20 protein-coding genes are annotated in these 18944 nt (G+C 61.7%); 15 read left to right on the top strand and 5 right to left on the bottom strand.

The window, feature by feature from the left end; all coding sequences use genetic code 11:
* Window positions 1-16: 16 nt before the first annotated feature.
* From KW849_RS25620 to KW849_RS25585, 8 genes are all read left to right on the top strand, one after another.
* Window positions 17-877, top strand: a complete 861-nt coding sequence (locus KW849_RS25620) for an ABC transporter permease (protein WP_218431948.1) — start codon at window positions 17-19, stop codon at window positions 875-877.
* Window positions 874-1680: an ABC transporter permease gene (locus KW849_RS25615; protein WP_218431947.1), complete on the top strand. Its 807-nt coding sequence runs from the start codon at window positions 874-876 to the stop codon at window positions 1678-1680. Before KW849_RS25620 ends, KW849_RS25615 begins: the two co-directional genes overlap by 4 nt.
* Window positions 1673-2752 carry an ABC transporter ATP-binding protein gene (locus tag KW849_RS25610; RefSeq protein WP_218431946.1) on the top strand — a complete coding sequence of 360 codons (1080 nt, stop codon included), beginning with the start codon at window positions 1673-1675 and terminating at the stop codon, window positions 2750-2752. Before KW849_RS25615 ends, KW849_RS25610 begins: the two co-directional genes overlap by 8 nt.
* Window positions 2753-2784: 32 nt before the next feature.
* The gene (locus KW849_RS25605) at window positions 2785-4068 is read left to right on the top strand and encodes a glycosyltransferase (protein ID WP_218431945.1); all 1284 of its coding nucleotides are present in this window, start codon (window positions 2785-2787) and stop codon (window positions 4066-4068) included.
* Window positions 4061-4429 (top strand): cupin domain-containing protein, encoded by a 369-nt coding sequence (locus tag KW849_RS25600; RefSeq protein ID WP_218431943.1) that lies wholly within the window; start codon window positions 4061-4063, stop codon window positions 4427-4429. The genes KW849_RS25605 and KW849_RS25600 overlap by 8 nt, the downstream gene beginning before the upstream one ends.
* A 184-nt stretch (window positions 4430-4613) precedes the next feature.
* Window positions 4614-4958, top strand: coding sequence for a cupin domain-containing protein (locus KW849_RS25595; protein WP_218431941.1), 345 nt, complete (start codon window positions 4614-4616; stop codon window positions 4956-4958).
* A gap of 5 nt (window positions 4959-4963) precedes the next feature.
* Entirely contained in the window at window positions 4964-6037 is a 1074-nt protein-coding gene (locus tag KW849_RS25590; protein WP_218431939.1) for an aminoglycoside phosphotransferase family protein, read from the top strand.
* Window positions 6018-7529 carry an aldehyde dehydrogenase gene (locus tag KW849_RS25585; RefSeq protein ID WP_218431937.1) on the top strand — a complete coding sequence of 504 codons (1512 nt, stop codon included), beginning with the start codon at window positions 6018-6020 and terminating at the stop codon, window positions 7527-7529. Before KW849_RS25590 ends, KW849_RS25585 begins: the two co-directional genes overlap by 20 nt.
* A gap of 55 nt (window positions 7530-7584) precedes the next feature.
* On the opposite strand, the gene KW849_RS25580 is transcribed toward KW849_RS25585, so the two are convergent.
* Window positions 7585-8544: an HlyD family secretion protein gene (locus tag KW849_RS25580; RefSeq protein WP_218431934.1), complete on the bottom strand. Its 960-nt coding sequence runs from the start codon at window positions 8542-8544 to the stop codon at window positions 7585-7587.
* Between the two features lie 3 nt (window positions 8545-8547).
* Window positions 8548-8919, bottom strand: coding sequence for a DUF3302 domain-containing protein (locus KW849_RS25575; protein ID WP_218431932.1), 372 nt, complete (start codon window positions 8917-8919; stop codon window positions 8548-8550).
* A gap of 151 nt (window positions 8920-9070) precedes the next feature.
* Here KW849_RS25575 and KW849_RS25570 point away from each other — a divergent pair, with 151 nt between their 5' ends.
* Together KW849_RS25570 and KW849_RS25565 are read left to right on the top strand one after the other, a co-directional pair.
* The gene (locus KW849_RS25570) at window positions 9071-9733 is read left to right on the top strand and encodes a VIT1/CCC1 transporter family protein (protein ID WP_218431930.1); all 663 of its coding nucleotides are present in this window, start codon (window positions 9071-9073) and stop codon (window positions 9731-9733) included.
* A gap of 77 nt (window positions 9734-9810) precedes the next feature.
* Window positions 9811-10893: a sterol desaturase family protein gene (locus KW849_RS25565; RefSeq protein WP_218431928.1), complete on the top strand. Its 1083-nt coding sequence runs from the start codon at window positions 9811-9813 to the stop codon at window positions 10891-10893.
* A gap of 153 nt (window positions 10894-11046) precedes the next feature.
* Here KW849_RS25565 and mug read toward each other — a convergent pair whose 3' ends face one another.
* Together mug and KW849_RS25555 are read right to left on the bottom strand one after the other, a co-directional pair.
* Window positions 11047-11568 (bottom strand): G/U mismatch-specific DNA glycosylase, encoded by a 522-nt coding sequence (mug, locus tag KW849_RS25560; RefSeq protein WP_218431926.1) that lies wholly within the window; start codon window positions 11566-11568, stop codon window positions 11047-11049.
* Complete coding sequence (locus tag KW849_RS25555; RefSeq protein WP_218431915.1) at window positions 11561-12187, bottom strand: TetR/AcrR family transcriptional regulator; 627 nt, start codon at window positions 12185-12187, stop codon at window positions 11561-11563. The genes mug and KW849_RS25555 overlap by 8 nt, the downstream gene beginning before the upstream one ends.
* Window positions 12188-12447: 260 nt before the next feature.
* Between KW849_RS25555 and KW849_RS25550 the strand changes: the two genes are divergently transcribed.
* From KW849_RS25550 to KW849_RS25530, 5 genes are all read left to right on the top strand, one after another.
* Window positions 12448-13584, top strand: coding sequence for an HlyD family secretion protein (locus tag KW849_RS25550; protein ID WP_218431913.1), 1137 nt, complete (start codon window positions 12448-12450; stop codon window positions 13582-13584).
* Window positions 13584-15080 carry a DHA2 family efflux MFS transporter permease subunit gene (locus KW849_RS25545; RefSeq protein WP_218431911.1) on the top strand — a complete coding sequence of 499 codons (1497 nt, stop codon included), beginning with the start codon at window positions 13584-13586 and terminating at the stop codon, window positions 15078-15080. The genes KW849_RS25550 and KW849_RS25545 overlap by 1 nt, the downstream gene beginning before the upstream one ends.
* A 19-nt stretch (window positions 15081-15099) precedes the next feature.
* Complete coding sequence (locus tag KW849_RS25540) at window positions 15100-16578, top strand: efflux transporter outer membrane subunit (RefSeq protein ID WP_218431909.1); 1479 nt, start codon at window positions 15100-15102, stop codon at window positions 16576-16578.
* Window positions 16579-16601: 23 nt separating this feature from the next.
* Window positions 16602-17552, top strand: coding sequence for an aldo/keto reductase (locus KW849_RS25535; protein ID WP_218431907.1), 951 nt, complete (start codon window positions 16602-16604; stop codon window positions 17550-17552).
* A gap of 64 nt (window positions 17553-17616) precedes the next feature.
* Entirely contained in the window at window positions 17617-18549 is a 933-nt protein-coding gene (locus tag KW849_RS25530; RefSeq protein WP_218431899.1) for a LysR family transcriptional regulator, read from the top strand.
* A 56-nt stretch (window positions 18550-18605) separates the two neighbouring features.
* Here KW849_RS25530 and KW849_RS25525 read toward each other — a convergent pair whose 3' ends face one another.
* Window positions 18606-18878, bottom strand: coding sequence for a DUF2790 domain-containing protein (locus KW849_RS25525; RefSeq protein WP_218431897.1), 273 nt, complete (start codon window positions 18876-18878; stop codon window positions 18606-18608).
* Window positions 18879-18944 lie beyond the last annotated feature (66 nt).

Raw genomic sequence — 18944 nt, 5'->3', positions numbered from 1 at the left:
CGGGAGGATAGGGTTAATGAGTGCTTTGCACGCTGACAGGCGTCTGTCGGCCTGGCTTCTTGCGCCCGGCTTCGGCTGGCTGCTGATGTTCCTGGTGATTCCGTGCCTGCTGGTGCTGGTCTACAGCTTCGTCGAACGCGGTGCCTATGGTGGCATCGACTGGTTGTTCACCTGGGAAAACTACCAGCGTGCGTTCGATCCGCTGTACCTCGGCATCCTGCTCAAGTCGGCGAAAATCGCCGGACTGGCCACGGTGTTCGCGGTGTTGATCGGCTACCCGGCGGCTTATGCGATTGCCCGGGCGCCACGGCGGCGTCAGGCGGCGTATCTGTTTCTGGTGATGCTGCCGTTCTGGAGCAATTACCTGATCCGCACCTACGCCTGGATCGTCCTGCTCAACCGCGAAGGCCTGATCAACCGCTTGCTGCAAATGCTCGGCTACAGCGGCGAACCCATCAGCTTGCTGTACACCGAAGCCTCGGTGGTATTGGGGTTGGTCTACAACTACATCCCCTTTGTGATCCTGGCGATTTTCTCGTCGCTGTCGCGGATCAACAACGAACTGTGGGACGCCTCGAAAGACCTCGGCGCCTCGGGCTGGATGACCTTCCGGCGGATCATCCTGCCGCTGAGCGTGCCGGGCATCGCGGCGGGCGCGGTGTTTGTCTTCGTGCTGAGCATTGGCAACTTCATTACCGCCGACCTGCTGGGCGGCAAGCAGGTGCAGATGGTCGGCAACCTGATCTATTCGCAATTCCTCACGGCGCGGGACTGGCCGTTCGGCGCCGCGCTGAGTTTCTTCCTGATCGCGATCATGTTGGTCCTGCTGTTCATCCAGGCCCTGGTGGCCCGTCGTGCAGAAGGGGCGCGCTCATGAGTCAGTCTCGTTCTGTCAGCGGCACCGTGCTGGGTTCGCACTTGGGGTTGGTGTACGCCTTCCTTTATATACCGATCCTGGTGCTGATCCTGTTGTCGTTCAACAAGTCTGGCTTGCCCACCGCCTGGGGCGGCGTATCGCTGAAGTGGTACGCGGCACTGGCGCACAACACGGCGATTCTGTCCGCGGCGCTCAATACGCTGGTCGTGGCGTTGTCGGCGACCTTCATTGCCTGCGTGCTCGGTACGTTCCTGGCGCTGGGCATTGAGTTGCGCCGCAAGGACAACCACAAAGGCCAGGTGGTCGACACCTTGCTGATGGCACCGATGATCATTCCCGACATCGTGCTGGCGATTGCGCTGCTGAGTTTTTTCAACCTGCTCAAGGTCGGCCTGGGGCTGCACTCGATCATCATCAGCCACGCGGTGTTCAACATCGCTTTCGTCTGCGCGGTGGTGCGCACGCGGCTCAAGCACTTCGACTATTCGATCCTCGAAGCCTCGATCGACCTCGGTGCGAGCTGGTTCACCACGTTCCGTCGGGTGCTGTTGCCGGTGATCTTTCCCGGCGTGCTGGCGGGCGGCTTGCTGTCGTTCACCCTGTCGGTGGACGAATTCATCATCGCCTTTTTCAACTCCGGTTCCGGCCAGGCGTCCACCACATTGCCCATGCAGATCTACGCCATGATCCGCTTCGGCGTCACCCCGGAAATCAACGCTCTGGCGACGCTGGTGATGCTGGTCAGCATCACCGCGCTGCTGGCTTCGCAGCGTCTCAACAAGGCTCCTCGCACCCATGAATAATTCATCTGCGGTACTGATCCTGGACAAGGTCAGCAAGTCTTATGGCAACGGCCTGGCGGTCAACGAGGTGTCGCTGAGCATCCGCGAGAACGAGTTCTTCGCGCTGCTCGGGCCGTCCGGCTGCGGCAAGACCACGCTGCTGCGCATGCTCGCCGGTTTCGAGACCCCCAGCGGTGGCTGCATCTACCTGGACGGCAATGACATTTCGCCGCTGCCGGCCAACAAGCGTCCGCTGAACCTGATGTTCCAGTCCTACGCGCTGTTTCCCAACATGACCGTACGCAAGAACATTGCCTACGGCCTGGAAATGGAGCGTCTGCCGGAAAGCGAAATCCGTCGCCGGGTCGATGAAGTGCTGAGCACCGCGCAACTGGGTGAGCTGGCCGAACGCAAGCCCGATCAGCTTTCCGGTGGCCAGCGTCAGCGGGTGGCATTGGCCCGGGCACTGGTCAAGCGTCCGCGGGTGCTGTTGCTCGACGAGCCCTTGGGCGCCCTCGACAAAAAGCTGCGGGAAAAGATGCAGCTGGAACTCAAGCGCCTGCAACACGAGAGCGGCATCACGTTCATCATCGTCACCCACGACCAGGAAGAAGCCCTGGTGATGTCCGACCGCATGGCCGTGCTCGACGGCGGCAAGGTGTGCCAGTGCGGCAGCCCGACCGAACTCTACGAAAACCCCAACAGCCGTTTTGTCGCCAACTTCATCGGCGTCAGCAACCTGCTCGAAGGCATGCGCTCGGGCCAGCACTCGGTGCGGGTCAACGGCCAGGAGCTGAGCGTCGAAACCGACGCGCCGCTGGTGACCGGCCAATCTGTCGCCGTGGTGGTGCGCCCCGAACGCCTGCAAGTGCTGACGGAGCAGGGCGGCGATTGCGCCAATCAGGTCAGCGGCAAGATCGTCGAAGTCGCCTACCACGGTCTCGACACCAACCTGCACGTGCAGACCCCCCTCAGCGACAAACCGCTGATCGTGCGCGTGCCGTCCTCACAGTTCGAATTCGCCGATTTTGCAATCGACACGACCATCCGGCTGGGCTGGCAGGCCCGGCATGCCCGCGTATTGACGCGCTGAACAATAAAAAGACCAGGCAGGAGCAGCACTCGATGAAACAGAAAGTGATCGCATTCTTCCCCGAAGCCGCCTACGGCCCGGCGCTGAACTCAGTCGGTATCGCCCAGGCGTGTGAAGCCCTGGGGCACAAAGCGGTGTTCCTCACCGACCCGGGCATGAGCGGTGTTTACGCCGGTTATGGTTTTGAAGAGCACATGGTCAACATGTCGGCGCCGATGCCGGCCGAAGAGATGGCCCGCTACTGGGTGGATTTCATCAACGGCCACATTCCGAACTTCCGCAAGTCACCGCTGGAGCAGATCGACAACTACGTCAAGGAATGCTGGGCGGCCATCGTCGAAACCGCCAAGTGGGCGCAAAAGGACTTGCCGGCTGTGCTGGACAAGGTCAAGCCCGACCTGATCTGCGTCGACAACGTGATCCTGTTCCCGGCGATCAAGCAATACGGCAAGCCGTGGGTGCGGATCATTTCCTGCTCGGAAAACGAGATCGAAGACCCGGATATCCCGCCGCACCTGTCGGGCATGAGCATCGACGACAAGGCCGGCCACGCGCAATTCCGCCAGCGTTTCGAAGAAGTGGTCGGGCCGATCCACGACGACTTCAACCAGTTCCTCCAGGCCCATGGCGAACAGCCGTATCCGCTGGGGACCTTCTTTGAAGCCTCGCCGTTCATGAACCTGTTGTTGTACCCGGATGCGGTCAAGTTCGACCGCCGCCATCCGTTGCCGGCCGAGCGTTTCCATTACCTGCAAGGTTGCGTGCGCCACGACACGCCGTACGAGATTGCGCCGTTCCGCGCCCACAACGACAAGCCGCTGCTGTACGCCAGTTTCGGCAGCCTCGGTTCCGGCGATGTCGAGCTGCTCAAGCGCCTGATCGAGGCGGTGGGCAAGCTGCCTTACCGGGCGCTGTTCAATGTCGGCGAGCACCTCGACGAATACACCGACCTGCCGGACAACGTGCAGATTTCCAACTGGTTCCCGCAGCCTTCGGTGATTGCCCAGGTCGACGCGGTGATCCACCACGGCGGCAATAACAGCTTCACCGAGTGCCTGTTCTTCGGCAAACCGGCGATCGTCATGTCCTACGTCTGGGACGGCCACGACAACGCCATGCGCGCCGAAGAAAGCGGCCACGGCTTCAAGCTCGATCGCTACGAATGGAGCGAAGAACAGCTCGCGGAAAAACTCCACGCGTGCCTCAACGATGAGGCGATGCGCCAACGCCTGCAGCGCACCAGCACGCAGATGCAATCACGCAAGGGGCCGCAAGACGCGGCCGCGATTCTCGACAAGGTGCTCAACGATGCCTGACTCATCCACCACGGCGGGTATCACGCCGTACCTCGAAGCCGTCAGTAGCCGCACCGACCTGGTGGACTGGGGCGTGCAGAGCGACGCCGTCGAAGGCGTCTCGCATTCCAGCGGCCGCTTGCTGTTCAAGGGCCCGGACAACAGCCCGGAAACCGGGCTGTGGGTGTGCACCCCCGGGCGCTGGCGGCTGTCGATTCCCCGGGACGAGCTGTGCCATTTCATTGCCGGACACGCGACTTACCGCAACGACAACGGCGAAGTGATCGAGGTACGCCCCAACACCCTGGTGCTGTTCCCGGCCGGATGGACGGGTGAATGCGACGTCCGCGAAACCCTGCGCAACGTGTACATGCTGGCTTGAACCTGACACCGCACTTGAACCTGAATCTGAATCTGACACTGGACCTGTGGCGAGGGAGCTTGCTCCCGCTGGGCAGCGAAGCTGCCCCAACAATTGGGCCTGCTGCGCAGTCCAGCGGGAGCAAGCTCCCTCGCCACAGGTTATGCGATGAACCTTTTGAACTGATTTTTCTGGAGAGCAACAGATGAAGACCCCGTTTCTATACGACCCGCTGAGCATCACCGACGTCAAGGATTGGGGCGTGATCCCGACCATGCTCGAAGGTGAGTCCCATGTCTCCGGCGTGGTGCTGCACAAAGGCCCCGAAGGCCAGTCCGAATGCGGTATCTGGATCTGCACCCCGGGCAAGTGGATCTGCCATGTGACCAGCGATGAGTTCTGCCACTTCCTCGAAGGTCGCTGCACTTACGTCCACGAATCCGGCGAAGTGATCGAGATCAAGCCGGACACCGCCGCTTTCTTCGGCAAGGACTGGAAGGGTGTGTGCACCGTCCACGAGACCATCAAAAAGGTCTACATGATCCGGTGACTGCCATGACAGATGCACTGGCGTCATTGCCAGCCCGTGAAGACCAGCGTGCGGCCTTTTTGACCCGCGCCGGTTTCGCCTATGCGCCTCTGATTGCGTTGCCGGCGGATGCTTCGACCCGGCGTTATTTCCGCCTGGACGGCGCCGGCCTGTTGCTGATGGATTCGCCGCCACACAGCGAGCCGATCGGCCCGTTCGTGCGGATCGCCCGGCAGTTGCAGGGGCTGGGGCTGTCCGCGCCGGCCTTGCTGGCGGTGGATGAGGCGGCGGGGCTGGCGCTGATCGAGGATTTCGGTCACGACACCTACACCAGGCTGCTGCTGGCCGGGCATTCGGAGTCGGCGTTGTATCACCTGGCGGTCGATACGCTGGTGGCGTTGCATCGCGCAGCGCCAGCGACTGAACTGGCGCCTTACGACGAACCGCGACTGGCGGCCGAGTACGCACTCTTTATTGATTGGTACGTGCCGTTGTTGATCGGCGAAGAAGCGACACTGGCCCTGCGCGATGAGTATCTGGCGTTGTTCGCCGACGCTTGCCGCGACGTCGCACAACGCCGCGAAGCCCTGGTGTTGCGCGACTTCCACGTCGACAACCTGATGCTGCTGCAAGGCCGTGAAGGCGTCGCGGCCTGTGGCTTGCTGGATTTCCAGGACGCCTTGGTCGGGGCGGCGGCCTATGACCTGATGTCGCTGCTCGAAGACGCCCGACGCGATGTGCCCGAGGCGCTGCGGGAAGCACTGATCAGCCATTACCTGCTGCAGCGCCCGGAACTGGATGCACTGCGTTTTCTCGAAGACTACCGACGTCTGGCCGCCCAGCGTCACGCCAAGGTGCTGGGAATTTTCGTGCGCCTGGCCGGGCGGGACGGCAAGCACGGTTACCTGGCGCACTTGCCGCGCACCCTGGGTTTGTTTGTCCGCGCCCTCGGCGCTGAGGCCTTTGCGCCGCTGCGCCAGTGGCTCGACCGGCACGTGCCGGGCTGGCGTGAAGAACTGCCCGCCGAGACCCTGGCGACATTGCGTGAAACCCCTTATCGATTGGTTCAAGGATCATCCCATGGCCACGTTCAACCCTGACACCGCATTGCGTTTCATCAATTCTGAATTCCTGCCGTTGACCGCTGGCCGCGTGCGCGAAGTGCTCGACCCGGCGACCCTGCAAGCAGTCGGGCAAGTCGGCGTGTGTGGCGAAGCCGATGTGCAAGCCGCCATCGATGCCGCCACCGCCGCGCAAAAACAATGGCGTGTAGTGGATGCCAAAACCCGCGCCGCACGCCTGCATCAACTGGCCAACGCCATCGAACAGAATGTCGCCTGCAACCGTGAAGTCGCACGCCTGATGACCTTGGAAATGGGCAAGCCGTTTCCCGAAGCCATGGGCGAGCTGGCCAACTGCGCGCCGATCTTTCGCTACTACGCGGAAATGGCCCGGGACGATGCCGGCAAGGTCGCCGGCACCACGCAGATCGGCTCCTTCCAGCATGTGCGTTATGAACCGTATGGCGTCAGCGTGCACATCATGCCGTTCAATTTTCCGATCCTGCTGATGTGCTGGACGGTCGCCGCGTCGCTGGCGGCGGGCAATGCCTGCATCATCAAACCGGCGGAAGCCACGACCCTGTGCACCCTCAAGTTCATGGAGCACTTCAGCGCGCTATTGCCGGGGCTGGTGTCTTGCGTGCCGGGCGATGCAGCGACCGCACAGTTGCTGGTGCAGTCGGATCAGACCCACGCGGTGGCGTTCACCGGCAGCGTGGCGGCAGGCAAGGCGGTAGCCGTGGCCTGCGCCGAACGGATGAAACCTTGCGTGATCGAGGCCGGTGGCAGCGATCCGTTGATCATCTCCCGACATGCGCCGCTGGAAGTGGCGGCGGCGGGCGCAGCGACCGCTGCGTTCCACTTGAGCGGGCAAATCTGTACCTCGGCGGAACGCTTCTACGTCGTCGATGAAGTCCATGACGAGTTTGTCGCGAAATTCGCCGAGCGCGCCCGTGCCTTGCGCATTGGTCATGGCCTGGAACGTTCGGAAATCGGGCCGATGGTCAGCGAGGCGGCGCGTAATAAAGTCATGCGCCTGGTCGATGACGCCGTGGCCAAGGGTGCGAAAGTGGTCTGTGGCGCACGGATTCCACCCGGGCACAGCGTCGGCTGGTTCTATGAGCCGACCATCCTCACCGGCGTGACCGGCGACATGGCGATTCTGCAGGAAGAGTGTTTCGGCCCAGTGGCGGCGATCTGTCGTGTCAACGATTTCGATGAAGCGGTGCGGCTGGCCAACGACTCGCCGTTCGGCCTCGGTGCCTCGCTGTTTACCACTGACCTGACCGAAGCAATGGAAGCCGCCGAGCGCCTGGAGGCGGGGATGGTCTGGGTCAACAATCCGCTGATCGACAACGATGCACTGCCGTTCGGTGGCTGGAAGATGTCTGGCCTTGGGCGCGAACTCGGGCGTCAGGGGCTGGAAGCGTTCCGCCGCTCGAAAATGGTCATCATCGACCACCAGCCGAAGATTCAGGACTGGTGGTACCCGTATGCCGACGACGTGTTCTATCGCGATCAGGCCGGTTAGCTGAACCGGCAACTGACCCAATTCAAGGATTGAGCCAGTTGCCGTCGCTACCCGATCAGTGGAATGGGAAGATGTAGTTCATCCACGCAGCCATGCGCAGAAGGATCTTGCGCATCATCGCGATGTGATGGAAATGCTGGCTGTACAGCGCCGCCTGGCCGTAGGCCCCGCCGGGCATCTGGTCGGCGTACTGGGCATAGTCGGGATCGGTGATTTCAATGACCACCGGGACCCGGCCGGCCGGTGGTGAACCGGTGAAGCCGAGCAGCGTGCCCGAAGGCTGGACCTGGCCTTCGGCGATGACCGAAACCACGGTCTTGACCTTGCCTTCGAAAACCTTTCCGGGAATGCCGTCGAAAGCGACTTCGGCCTCGTCGCCCTCGGTCAGGCGCAACAGGCTGTTCTGGCGCATCCACGCCGCGAAGTAATGCCCTTCGGCGGGAATGAAGACCATCGAGGGGCGTAGCGGCAACTTGGTCGCCATCATGCCCGGACGCAACGAAACGTGGGTGACGAAACCTTTGCTCGGCGCGCGGACGGTGGTGTTGTCGAGTTCGTACTGCACGTTGTCCAGTTGTGCCTTCAGGTCATCACTGCGCGCGACCACAATGTCCAGTTCCCGTTGGGTACCGAAATTACGCTTGATCAGCTCGGTGATCCGGGCGCGATCGGCCTGGGCGGCAATCAGTTGTGCCTTGAGGGATTTCATCCGGTATTCGAAAGGCGTTGGATCAATGCGAAACAGCACATCGCCTTTTTCCAGAGGCTGGTTGGCCTGCACCGGCACGTCGATCACCTGGCCGCTGACCACGGGTATCACCGGAACCGATACGAAATAGGAACGCGCCACCTCGGAGTAGGGGTGGTTGTAGTTCATCGTGAAAATCAGCGCGCCGATGATCACGATCCCGCCCAGTACCGCCGTGGGCACCGTCCATTTGTTCAGGGGGATGCGGAAGATCTTGAAGATGGCAACGCAGAGTGCGGCATACGTCAGAATGAGTAAAAGATCCATGGCTCAGATGCCCTCGCCGAGATTGTCCGTTGGCAGCCTGCCCTGTGCAGTGCCGGTTGCCGCCTCGAGGCGTTCGATCCGCCCTTGCAGTTCGGCGACTTGTTGTTCGAGGTGAACCACATGGCTTTTTGCTGAATGTCCGTCACTGAAACCCCAGCCCCGGTCCTCTCGATAGGCCATTGCCCAGATCCACAGGAACGGCCAGAGCGCATGCAGGGTGAACAGGCTGACCCAGCCGGTGGCGTGGATCGCATCCTGGTGGGGGTGGTTGCGGTGGACGGCAATTTCATAGGGGATGTCGTGGAGCAGGATGACCCCGTAGAACAAGATGAGCCCGACAAAGATCAGCAGGCCCAGCGCGAAGTAATCAAGCATGAATCACTCCTCTTGAAACAGGTGACGTGTGCGCATGAGTGTAGCCGTTCAATCTACACTTGACGGGGACGCGGATATCCAGCTTGAGCAACCGGTGCCTGGCCGCAGCGTCGACCGATATCGTGCAGGCCCCCCCGGGCGAGGTGAGATCATGCAAACCACTGGTCAATTCGAAAGGGCGCCGGTACTTGACCCTGTCGAACGCATTACCGAGGTGATCTTCGGCCTGCTGATGGCCATGACGTTCACCGGTACCATCAGCGTGTCTACGGCAGATCAGGCAGCCGAACGCACGATGATGATTGCCGCACTCGGTTGCAATCTCGCCTGGGGACTGGCCGATGCGGTCATGTACCTGTTGCGCGCACTGGTCGAGCGCACGCGCAGAATCAAGCTGTACCTCGCCCTGCGCAATGGCACGGACGCCGCGGTCGGCCAGGCGCTCGTTGCGCAAGTGTTGCCGGTGCAATTCGCGACGGCGGCCGGCAGCGAGGGCCTGGAGTTGTTGCGCCGTCGGCTGCTCGAGCAGCCTCCCTTGCCGACCAGGGCGGGCCTTGGCTGGAACGACTTCAAGGGTGCGCTCGGTGTTTTCCTGTTGGTGGTGGGCTCGACATTTCCGCTGGTGGTGCCGTTCATACTGCTCGATCAGACAGCACTCGCCATCCGCCTGTCCAACCTGGTGGGCCTCGTGGTGCTGTTCATCGCCGGCTGGATGCTCGCCAGATACGCTGGCGCCACGCAATGGCAGGGAGGGGTGATCATGGCCGCCACGGGGGGCGTGCTGATCCTTGCAATCATTGCGCTCGGTGGCTGACAGCTGGTCATAATTCAACACACTGAAGACTCATTCTCATTTACTATTGCCCTTCCATTTACGTCGGGCAGCCTGGTATGGATGTTCTTGCCGCAATCCATCTTTATTTATCCCAGTGGGTGATCGAGCCGGTCACCCGGCAGTTCCTGGGCATTTTCGACTTCAACGGCAGACTCGGTCTATCCTTTCTCTGCATGTCTTACGGCGTCGCTTATTGCCTGTTCCGCCGGCGCAGATCCCGGGGCTTGACCGACGCGCGCTCGTTCGGCCAGTTCATCGGCGGGCGCAGGGTTTACCTGCACCGCTCGGCGCTGCTCGACTACCGCTATTACTTCGTACTCGCCATCCTCAAGGTTGCCCTGGTGCTACCCATCGTCGGCCTGGTCGATCCGTATGTCTTGCGTTCAGCGGACTACATCGCGTTCTTCACTCAACTGTGGGGCGCGCGCACGCAAGTGGAGGAGCATCTGGCGCTGACCTTGCTTTATGGGCTGGGCGTATTCCTGGTCAAGGATTTCAGCCATTACTGGGGCCATCGCGCTTTTCATTCGCGGTATCTGTGGGCCTTCCACAAAGTCCATCATTCGGCGCCCGTGCTGGTGCCGGCGACGGCCAGCCGCGTGCACTTTCTGGAAGAAGTGGTCGAAAAGCTCACGGACATCATCTGCGTCGGCGCCTTTGCCGGTGTCTTCTGGTACGCCTGCGGCGGGGAGATCAGCCGCTATACGCTGTTTGGCGTGACCTACATGGTGTTCATCTTCAATAGCCTGGCGGCCAACCTGCGCCACAGCCATGTCTGGTGTTCCTTCGGGCCGCTGCTTGAGCGGGTGCTGAGCAGCCCGGCGCAGCACCAGATTCATCACAGCGATGCGCCGCGACACTTCAACAAGAACTTCGGCATCAATCTGTCATTGTGGGACTGGATGTTCGGCACGCTGTACGTCACCCGGTCCACACCCGAGGCCATTCAATACGGCACCGGTGAGCAGGATCACGAGCGTTACCTGACGTTGCACGGTTTGATCGTCACGCCGTTTGTGGACATCGCGCGCAAGCTCCTCTGTGCAAAACGCCTGAAATCACGGCCTGAAAGCGGATCTGATCCGTATTTTTCAGCGCAATCTGCCTCTGTAACGGATACAGCCGCCAGCCCACAATAAGTCCTCGGTACGCCGTTGGGGCAGCACACGCTGCCCCCTGTATCGCCAATTCATAGTGTGGGAGGCCCCATGGCCAAGATGACGATTTTTCTCGGCGGTTTTCTGCTGTTGACCATCCTGATCGGTATGCTCGCGACGATTCCGCCGACGTGATTACACCCGCTGTCGGTCGTCGACGGCCCGGCGCAGTTCGCGGTAGGCCGTGACCAGTTGCTCGAGGCTGAACCCACGATTTCTCCCGCTGGGGTTGGGCAAGACCCAGACCGAGGCATTGCCGAAGGTTTTGGTTTGCAGGCCCCAGGCAATGTCGCGCTGTCCGGACAGCGCGGCATACGCCGTCTTGCCCAGAAACGCCACGAAACGCGGCGCATGGCGTGCGATTTTCTGTTCGAAAGCCGCTGCCGCGGCGGTGAACTCGTGCGGGGACAACTGATCCGCACTGGCCGTCGGCCGTTCGACCACCGCGGTCAATCCGCATCGATAGCTCAAAAGTGTCCGATCGTTTTCCGGCTGCACAAGCTCAGGGGTAAACCCGGCGAGATGCAGCGTGCGCCAGAAGCGATTGCCGCGCCCGGCAAAATGGTGCCCCTGGGCGGCGGCCGTCATGCCGGGGTTGATGCCGCAGAAGATCACGGCCAACTGCCCGGCGAGGATATCGTCGAGTTTTTCACTCACCGCAGATCACTCTGATCGCATTGCGTGCCAGTTCTGTCAGTTCGGTTCGGGATTTACCGGCCCGGGCACGTATCGAAATACTGTGCAGCAGAGACGAGGCGAGCACGGCCAGGGCCGCCGGGTCTGCATCGCCTTTCAACTCACCAGCATTTTTCGCCGCTTGCAGGCGAACTTCCAGATCGGCATCCAGCCGGCTCAACCGGTCGGAAAGCACCTCGCGAATTTCCGGGTCTTCGACGGCCTCGGTGGTTGCCGTGCCGATGGCGAAGCAACCGCGGGGCTGGCCGTCGCCTGAGAAGTAAATCGATAACTGCCCCTCGTAGAAACGCTGCAAGGCCTCGGCCAACGGCAGCTCCAGGTCCGTCAGCGCCTCGTGCATGGACGCGGCGGCAAACTCCCAATATTGCTCCAGCGCTTTGATGTAGAGCGCGTGCTTGTCGCCGAATGCCGCATAGAGGCTGGGGCGATTCATCCCGGCGGCGGTGGCGATGCTGTCCAGGGACGCGCCGGAATAGCCGGTGTTCCAGAACACACCGAGTGCCTGCTGCAACGCTGTCTGCGGGTCGTAGGCGCGAGGGCGGCCACGGCCTTTGCCTTCCGTCGATTTATTTTGTGCCATGTCGTACAAAATCCTTGTTAGGAAGTAGGTCGAGGGATATTCTTACACCATCGCACAAAATTAAGGAATCAGAAATTCCTTGTTCCAGGGTTTGTTGTAGCCGAGCGCGAACTGAGTGTTGCGGCGACGAAACCGACGCGCCGGGAGCGATCCTCCCGGCCGCGCACGGGCTTGCTTCCTTACGACATTTATTGACCTGCGGGCCGCTGGCGATGCTTGCCGACGTCGGCCCGATTACCCGGCTAAAGGCGCACTCGATCATGACCAAAGCGTTCGATCTCCCGGCTTCGCAGACCTTCGAGCACCCAGGCCCAAACCCGGCTGACTCGCGTATCAACAAACCACTGAAACAGCGGTTGCGCCCCTGGCTGATGGTGGGTGTTCCCATCCTCTTCGCAGCGTTGGGCTATGCCCACTACGTGTCGGGGCAGGCTTTTGTCTCGACCGACAACGCTTACGCCCGAGTGGCGAAGGCATCGATCAATGCGCGGATCTCCGGGCAAGTGGTAGAGATCGCTGTCGAAGACAATCAGCCGGTCCACAAGGGCCAGGTGCTGTTCCGGATCGACCCGAAACCGTTCCAGATCGCCGTCGACCGCGCGCAAGCACAACTGGGCGTGGCGCGCCTGCGTATCGATGGGCTCAAGGCCAGCTATCGCCAACAACAGGCGGAACTGCAATCGGCGAAAGCGTCGGCTGACTTCGATCAAAAGGATTTTGCCCGCAAAAAGGCCCTGGTCGCGTCCGAGTTCGTGTCGAAGTCGATTTACGAACGGGCCGACACCGACGTGAAAGTGGCGCGGCAACGGATCGCGTCCATCGAACAACAGATCGCCAGCACCGTGGTGGCCTTGAACGGCAATCCGGACATCGACGCCGACAGTCACCCGACGGTGCGTGAGGCCAAAGCCCAGCTCGACGAGGCGCAGTTGTACCTCTCGTACACCACGGTGTATGCGCCGCGGGATGGCATCGTGGCCAAGGTCGATGACCTGCAGGTGGGAAACCATGTGAACAACGGCGCGCCGGCCTTTGCCTTGTTGTCCGGTCATGAGCTCTGGATCGAGGCCAACTTCCGCGAGACCGACGTGACCCACATGCGCCCGGGCCAGGAAGCCACCATCCGCATCGATACCTACCCGGATCGCGTGTTCAAGGCCCACGTCACCAGCATGAGCCCGGGGGCCGGGTCGGATTTCGCGCTGCTGCCGCCGGAAAACGCGACCGGTAACTGGGTCAAGGTCACGCAGCGGGTGCCGGTACGGCTCGAGCTCGACGAAGTCGACCCGGCACTGCCGCTGTTCTCCGGGACCAGCGCCACGGTGCGGATCAATACCCGGTTTCAAGGCCCCTGGTGGCACCCGCTCAAGGCATTGCTGACCGCAGGTAACTTCTGATGAACAGCCAATCGATGGTAAGCCCCGGTGGGGAGGGTGCGCGTTCGCTCAGGTTCGCGGCCTTGCTGGCGACCTACATGCAGTCGGCGAACCTGCCGCTGCCGAACGCGGCACTCAGGTTGATTCAGGGCAGCCTGTCGATGAGCGACGATCAGGCTGGGTGGATTTTCACCTCGTACCTGGCCGCGAGTGCGATCAGCATGCCGGTCGCGCAGTGGCTGGCCGGGCGCTTTGGCTTGAAGCTCGTGTATCAGGCGGCGCTGGCGGTGTTTGTCCTTGGCTTGTTGCTCGCCACGGCAGCGACGACACCACTGGAGTTCGTGGGGGCGCGCATCATTCAAGGTATCGCCAGTGGCGTGCTGGCGCCGCTGTCGATGGCGATTGCCATGGAAACCTTGCCGCTGGACAAGCGGGCTACGTTTGGCGCGAGGTGGACGGCCATTGTGCTGTTCGGCATCGTCAGCGGCCCGAGTATCGGTGGCTGGATCGCCGAGCATTTTGGCTGGCGGCCGATGTTCTACCTCAGCGTGCCACTGTCGGCGTTTATCTTCCTGGTGGCGGCGCTGTTGTTGACCGAGAAGAAAGCCGATAAACCTCCGGTGTTCGATTTCTTCGGTTTCGGCACCTTCACCCTCGGCTTGATCAGCCTGCAAATGCTGCTCGACCGGGGTGAGCGCCTGGACTGGTTCGCTTCGCCCGAGATCTGGCTCGAAGCCGTGGCGGCTGCGTTGGGGGCCTACCTGTTCGCGGTGCATGTGCTGACTTCGAACGTGCATTTCCTCAACAAACGCCTGCTCAAGGACCGCAATTTCGTGTTGTCGACGGTGATCTTTTTCGCCCTCGGTTTCGTGCTGTTGTCGACCATGGCCCTGACGTCGCCGATGCTGGACGAAATTCTCGGCTATCCGCCGGACACCACCGGCGCCTTGACGATTCCCCGTGGCATGGGCCTGGTGGGTGCTTTTCTGCTGATGGGGCGGCTGCCCGAGCGCTTCGATCGCCGTCTCTTCGTGGCCGCCGGTGTCGCCATCGTGGTTTACGCCAACTGGCTGATGCTTGGTTATTCGCCGCTGATGGACGAGTGGCCCGTGGCGGTCGCCGGTGCGCTCCAGGGCGCGGGCCTGGGCATCCTGATGCCGGCGGTGAGCAAGGTCGCGTTCAGTACGCTCGACCCCGCGCTACGCCCCGAAGGCACCGGCCTGTTCAACCTGGCCCGGGTCTACGGCAGCACGCTGGGCGTGGCCATCGTGCAACTGTTCTTCTTCAACAACACCCAGGCGATGCACATGGCGCTGGCCAGCCACCTGACGCCGTACCGCGCCGCTGCGCATTCGCTGGCCTCGGCGCCGTTGCAGGTGCTGGGTGGGCTCAACGAAATGATCACCGGCCAGGCAGCGTTCATCGCCGTGATCGACCAGTTCAAGATCCTGATGGTGGTGATGTTGGTGGTGAGCCCGCTGGTGTTGTTCCTTCGCAAGCCCGTTGCGGCCAATTAGTGTTCGTGGAGTGTGCCAAATGAATTCTTATGCGCGGGTCATCAACCGCTATCTGCTGCAAACGAAACTCGCGGCGTTGTCGCTGCTTGCATTCCTGACGGCCTGCACCGTTGGCCCCGACTATCAAGCACCGGCGGCGAGTGCGTCGCAGCACTATGACCCACAGGCCGAGCAGCGTCTGGCTCATGGTGCCGACCCACGCATCGAACTGGGCAAGAAGGTCAGTGGCGACTGGTGGACTGCCTTTCGCTCGCAGAAGCTCGACCACGTGGTTCGTCGTGCCATCGACGGCAACCTGGATCTGGTGGCCGCCGATGCCACGATCCGGCAAGCCGCGTCTTCTGTGGCGGCGGCGCAGGGTGCGCTGTATCCGCAGGTCGACTTCGCTGCCGTGGCCGGCCGTCAACGGCTGCACAACACCAAGGAACCCTCCATCGCCAATTTCTATGCAATTGGGCCGCGAGTGGGGTTCGACCTTGATGTGTTCGGCGGCAACAAGCGGCTGATTGAACAACAGCAGGCATTTACCGACCTGCAAAAACACCGCTACGAAGCGGCGTACCTGACCCTGACCGGCAACGTCGCCAGCCAGGCGTTGCTGGTGGCCTCCGCCAACGCGCAGATGCAAGCCGTGGAAAAGCTGCTGGCCAATGACGCGAGGAACCTTGAGCTGGTGCGCATGGCCCACCTCAATGGCAGCACCACGCAGATCGATGTGTCGCTGGCCGAGACCCGTCTCGCCCAGGACCGCACGCTGTTGCCGCCCCTCGCTCAGCAGCGCGATGCCGCACGCCACGCACTGTCGATCCTGACGGGGAAGGGACCGGCGGACTGGATCGCTCCCGATTTCGACTTGAGCGAGTTTGCCTTGCCGTCGAACATGCCGGTGAGCCTGCCTTCGGAAATGGCCCACGACCGGCCGGACGTGCTGCAAGCCGAGGCGCAACTGCACATGGCGAGCGCAGCGGTGGGCGTGGCGACGGCGAATCTCTATCCCCACGTCACGCTGTCCGCGTCCCTGGCGCAGGCGGCTTCCGGCAATGGCGGTGCGGCACTCTGGGGTTTCGCTGCCGGGTTGGCCGGGCCGATCTTCGATGGCGGAACGCTCAAGGCCGAACAACAGGCAGCCGTCGATGGTTACAAGGCGACGCTCGCCGGTTACCAGCAGACGGTCATTACTTCGTTCGGCCAGGTCGCCGACACCTTGCAGGCGATCAACCATGACGCCGAGGAACACCAGGCCCAGTCCGACGCATTGCGCGCGGCCGAAACCAGTTTGCAGTTGAACCGGCAGGCCTTCGCGCAAGGCGAGAACAGCATCCTCCAGGTCCTGGAAGCGGAGCGCGCCTACGAGCAGGCGCTGCTGGGACAGATTCGCGTGAAAACCGCGCAGTACCTCGACACCGTGCAGCTGTTCATTGCGCTGGGCGGCAACTCCGTCGGTGCCTTCGAGCAACGCGTGGCGTCCGGCGACGGGCAGAAACCTTCGTATCAATAATGGCTGCGGCCTGGAGTAATGACATGACTTATGAAGCCTTTCACGACGGACTGCGCAATACCGGATTCCTGCTCAACCATGGGGCGGTCGAGATGCCGGCGGTTGGGTTCGGGACGTTGTTCCGCGATCTCGCCACCACGACTGAAGCGGTGAAGGAGGCGCTGGCCGCCGGTTTCCGCCATTTCGATTGCGCCGAGCGTTATCGCAACGAAGCGCAGGTTGGTGTTGCATTGAAGGCAGTGCAGGAGGCCGGCAAAGTCCGGCGCGAGGAGCTGTTCATCACCACCAAACTGTGGAACACCAACCATCGTCCCGAGCGCGTCGAGCCCGCCTTCGAAGCCAGTTGCCGACGCCTGCAAGTGGACTACATCGACTGCTACCTGATCCACACGCCGTTTGCCTTTCAACCCGGCGACAATCAGGACCCGAGGGACGAGCAGGGCAACGTCATCTACGACAACGGCGTGACGTTGATCGAGACGTGGCGGGCGCTTGAGCGGCTGGTGGATGAAGGGCGGGCGAGGTCCATCGGGGTGTCCGATATCACGCTGGAGGCGCTGAAGGCGCTGGTTGCCGACGCCCGGATAAAACCCGCCGTGGTACAGGTCGAGTCCCACCCTTACTTGCCGGAGTGGGAGTTGCTGGAGTTCTGCAAAGAGCACGGGATTATCCTGCTGGCGTTTGCGCCACTGGGGCATGGCATGGAACCGAATGTGCTGCAGGACCCGGTGCTTACCGGCATCGCCCGGCGTGTGCAGAAAACCCCGGCTCAGGTGGCGCTGGCCTGGTCGGTACAACGTGGGGTAGCGTTCCTGACCACCTCGGCAACGCCGAGCCATATCCGGGAAAATATCGATATCTCGACCTTGCCGCTCAGGGCCATGATTGAGATTCAACAAGACATCACAACCCGTATACGCTTCAACTCGGTGGTTGAAACCGGTGTGCCTGGATTCATTCCGCGCAAAAAGTAATGCCTGACGTCAGGGCGGCTCGTCACGGGGCCGTCCTGTTTGCCGACCCCTTGAGGTGAAAACGATGGATGTTTTCCAGACCCTGCGCTGTTTCACGGCAGTCGCCCAAAGCGGCAGCTTCACCGCGGCGGCCGCGATGCTGGACACCACCACGACCAACGTTTCAAAAGCCGTTTCCAGCCTGGAGGCCCGGCTGCAAACACGGCTGATCAACCGCACCACCCGGCGCCTGGCATTGACCGAAGCCGGCGTGCGCTATTTGCAGCGCTGCGAGCGGATTCTGCAGGACATGCGCGAGGCCGATGAGGAGGCGGGCACGGCTCAGGTCATGCCCGCCGGCCGGCTGAAAATCCATGCCATGTCGGCCATCGGCAACCATTACGTGATCGGCGCCATCGCCCGCTACCGGGAAACCTATCCTTCGGTTCTGTTTGACCTGACCGTGACCAATCGGCTGCCGGATTTGCTCGAGGAGGGCTATGACATGTCGATTGTGCTGGCGCGGGACCTGCCCGACTCCGGATTCGTCGCCCAGCGGCTGGGTATCACCTACAGCATTCTCTGCGCCTCGCCGGCGTACCTGAGTCAACGCGGGATTCCCGAGTCGCCGGGTGAACTCGCCGGCCATGCTTGCCTGCGAATCGTCAACACGGTCATGCCGGCGCAGAACTGGGTATTTGAAGGCCCGCAGGGGATAGAAACGTTCAGCACACCGGTGTCGCCGTTTCACGTCAACACGGCTGACGCCATGACATTCGCGATCAAGAACGGGATGGGGATTGGCATTCAACCGATTGCTTCGGCCGTCGAGGGCCTGCGGGCGGGGACGTTGGTGCGGGTATTGCCGGGGTATCGGCTTGAGGAACTGAACCTGTTTGCGATCTACCCGTCACGCAAGTTCGTGGATGCAAAAATAAAAACCTGGGTGGAATTTCTGAAGCATTCCATACCGGGGTTGCTCGCTGCTGATGAAAAAATTGTCGGTGCATCTGTGTAGCGTTGTGGCTGGCGTTGTACGCATGGAGTGTCGACCCTCCACCGTCCATACAATGTTCAACCGTTCGAGCATCCAGTGCCCATTACTTGGTATTCAATGGTGCGGCGTTGACCCTGGGAGTCTTCATAGGTCATGCGCGCCGGGACCGGGCCGCATTCATCGGCGATTTGCGAGACTTCGATGACGCGTTTGATATCGAGCCTGGTGCCGTACGTGTAGGTTTCAACCTGCGCTTGGCTGCTTGCGGCAGTCGAGTGACTGTCGCCTGCAAAGGCTTGGGCACCGGCGGCGCCAAGGGCAACAAAGAGTGCGATGTTCAACAGTTTCATGATCTTCACCTCGTGGTAAAAGCGTTGTCCTGCAAGGGTGTTCAGCCTTGTGAGCGGGTTGCATCT

The organism is Pseudomonas sp. PDM26 (assembly GCF_019219185.1).
In the GTDB taxonomy this organism is placed as follows: Bacteria; Pseudomonadota; Gammaproteobacteria; order Pseudomonadales; family Pseudomonadaceae; genus Aquipseudomonas.
Note: the sequence above shows the minus strand (reverse complement) of the source record. Positions and strands in the feature narration are given on the sequence as shown.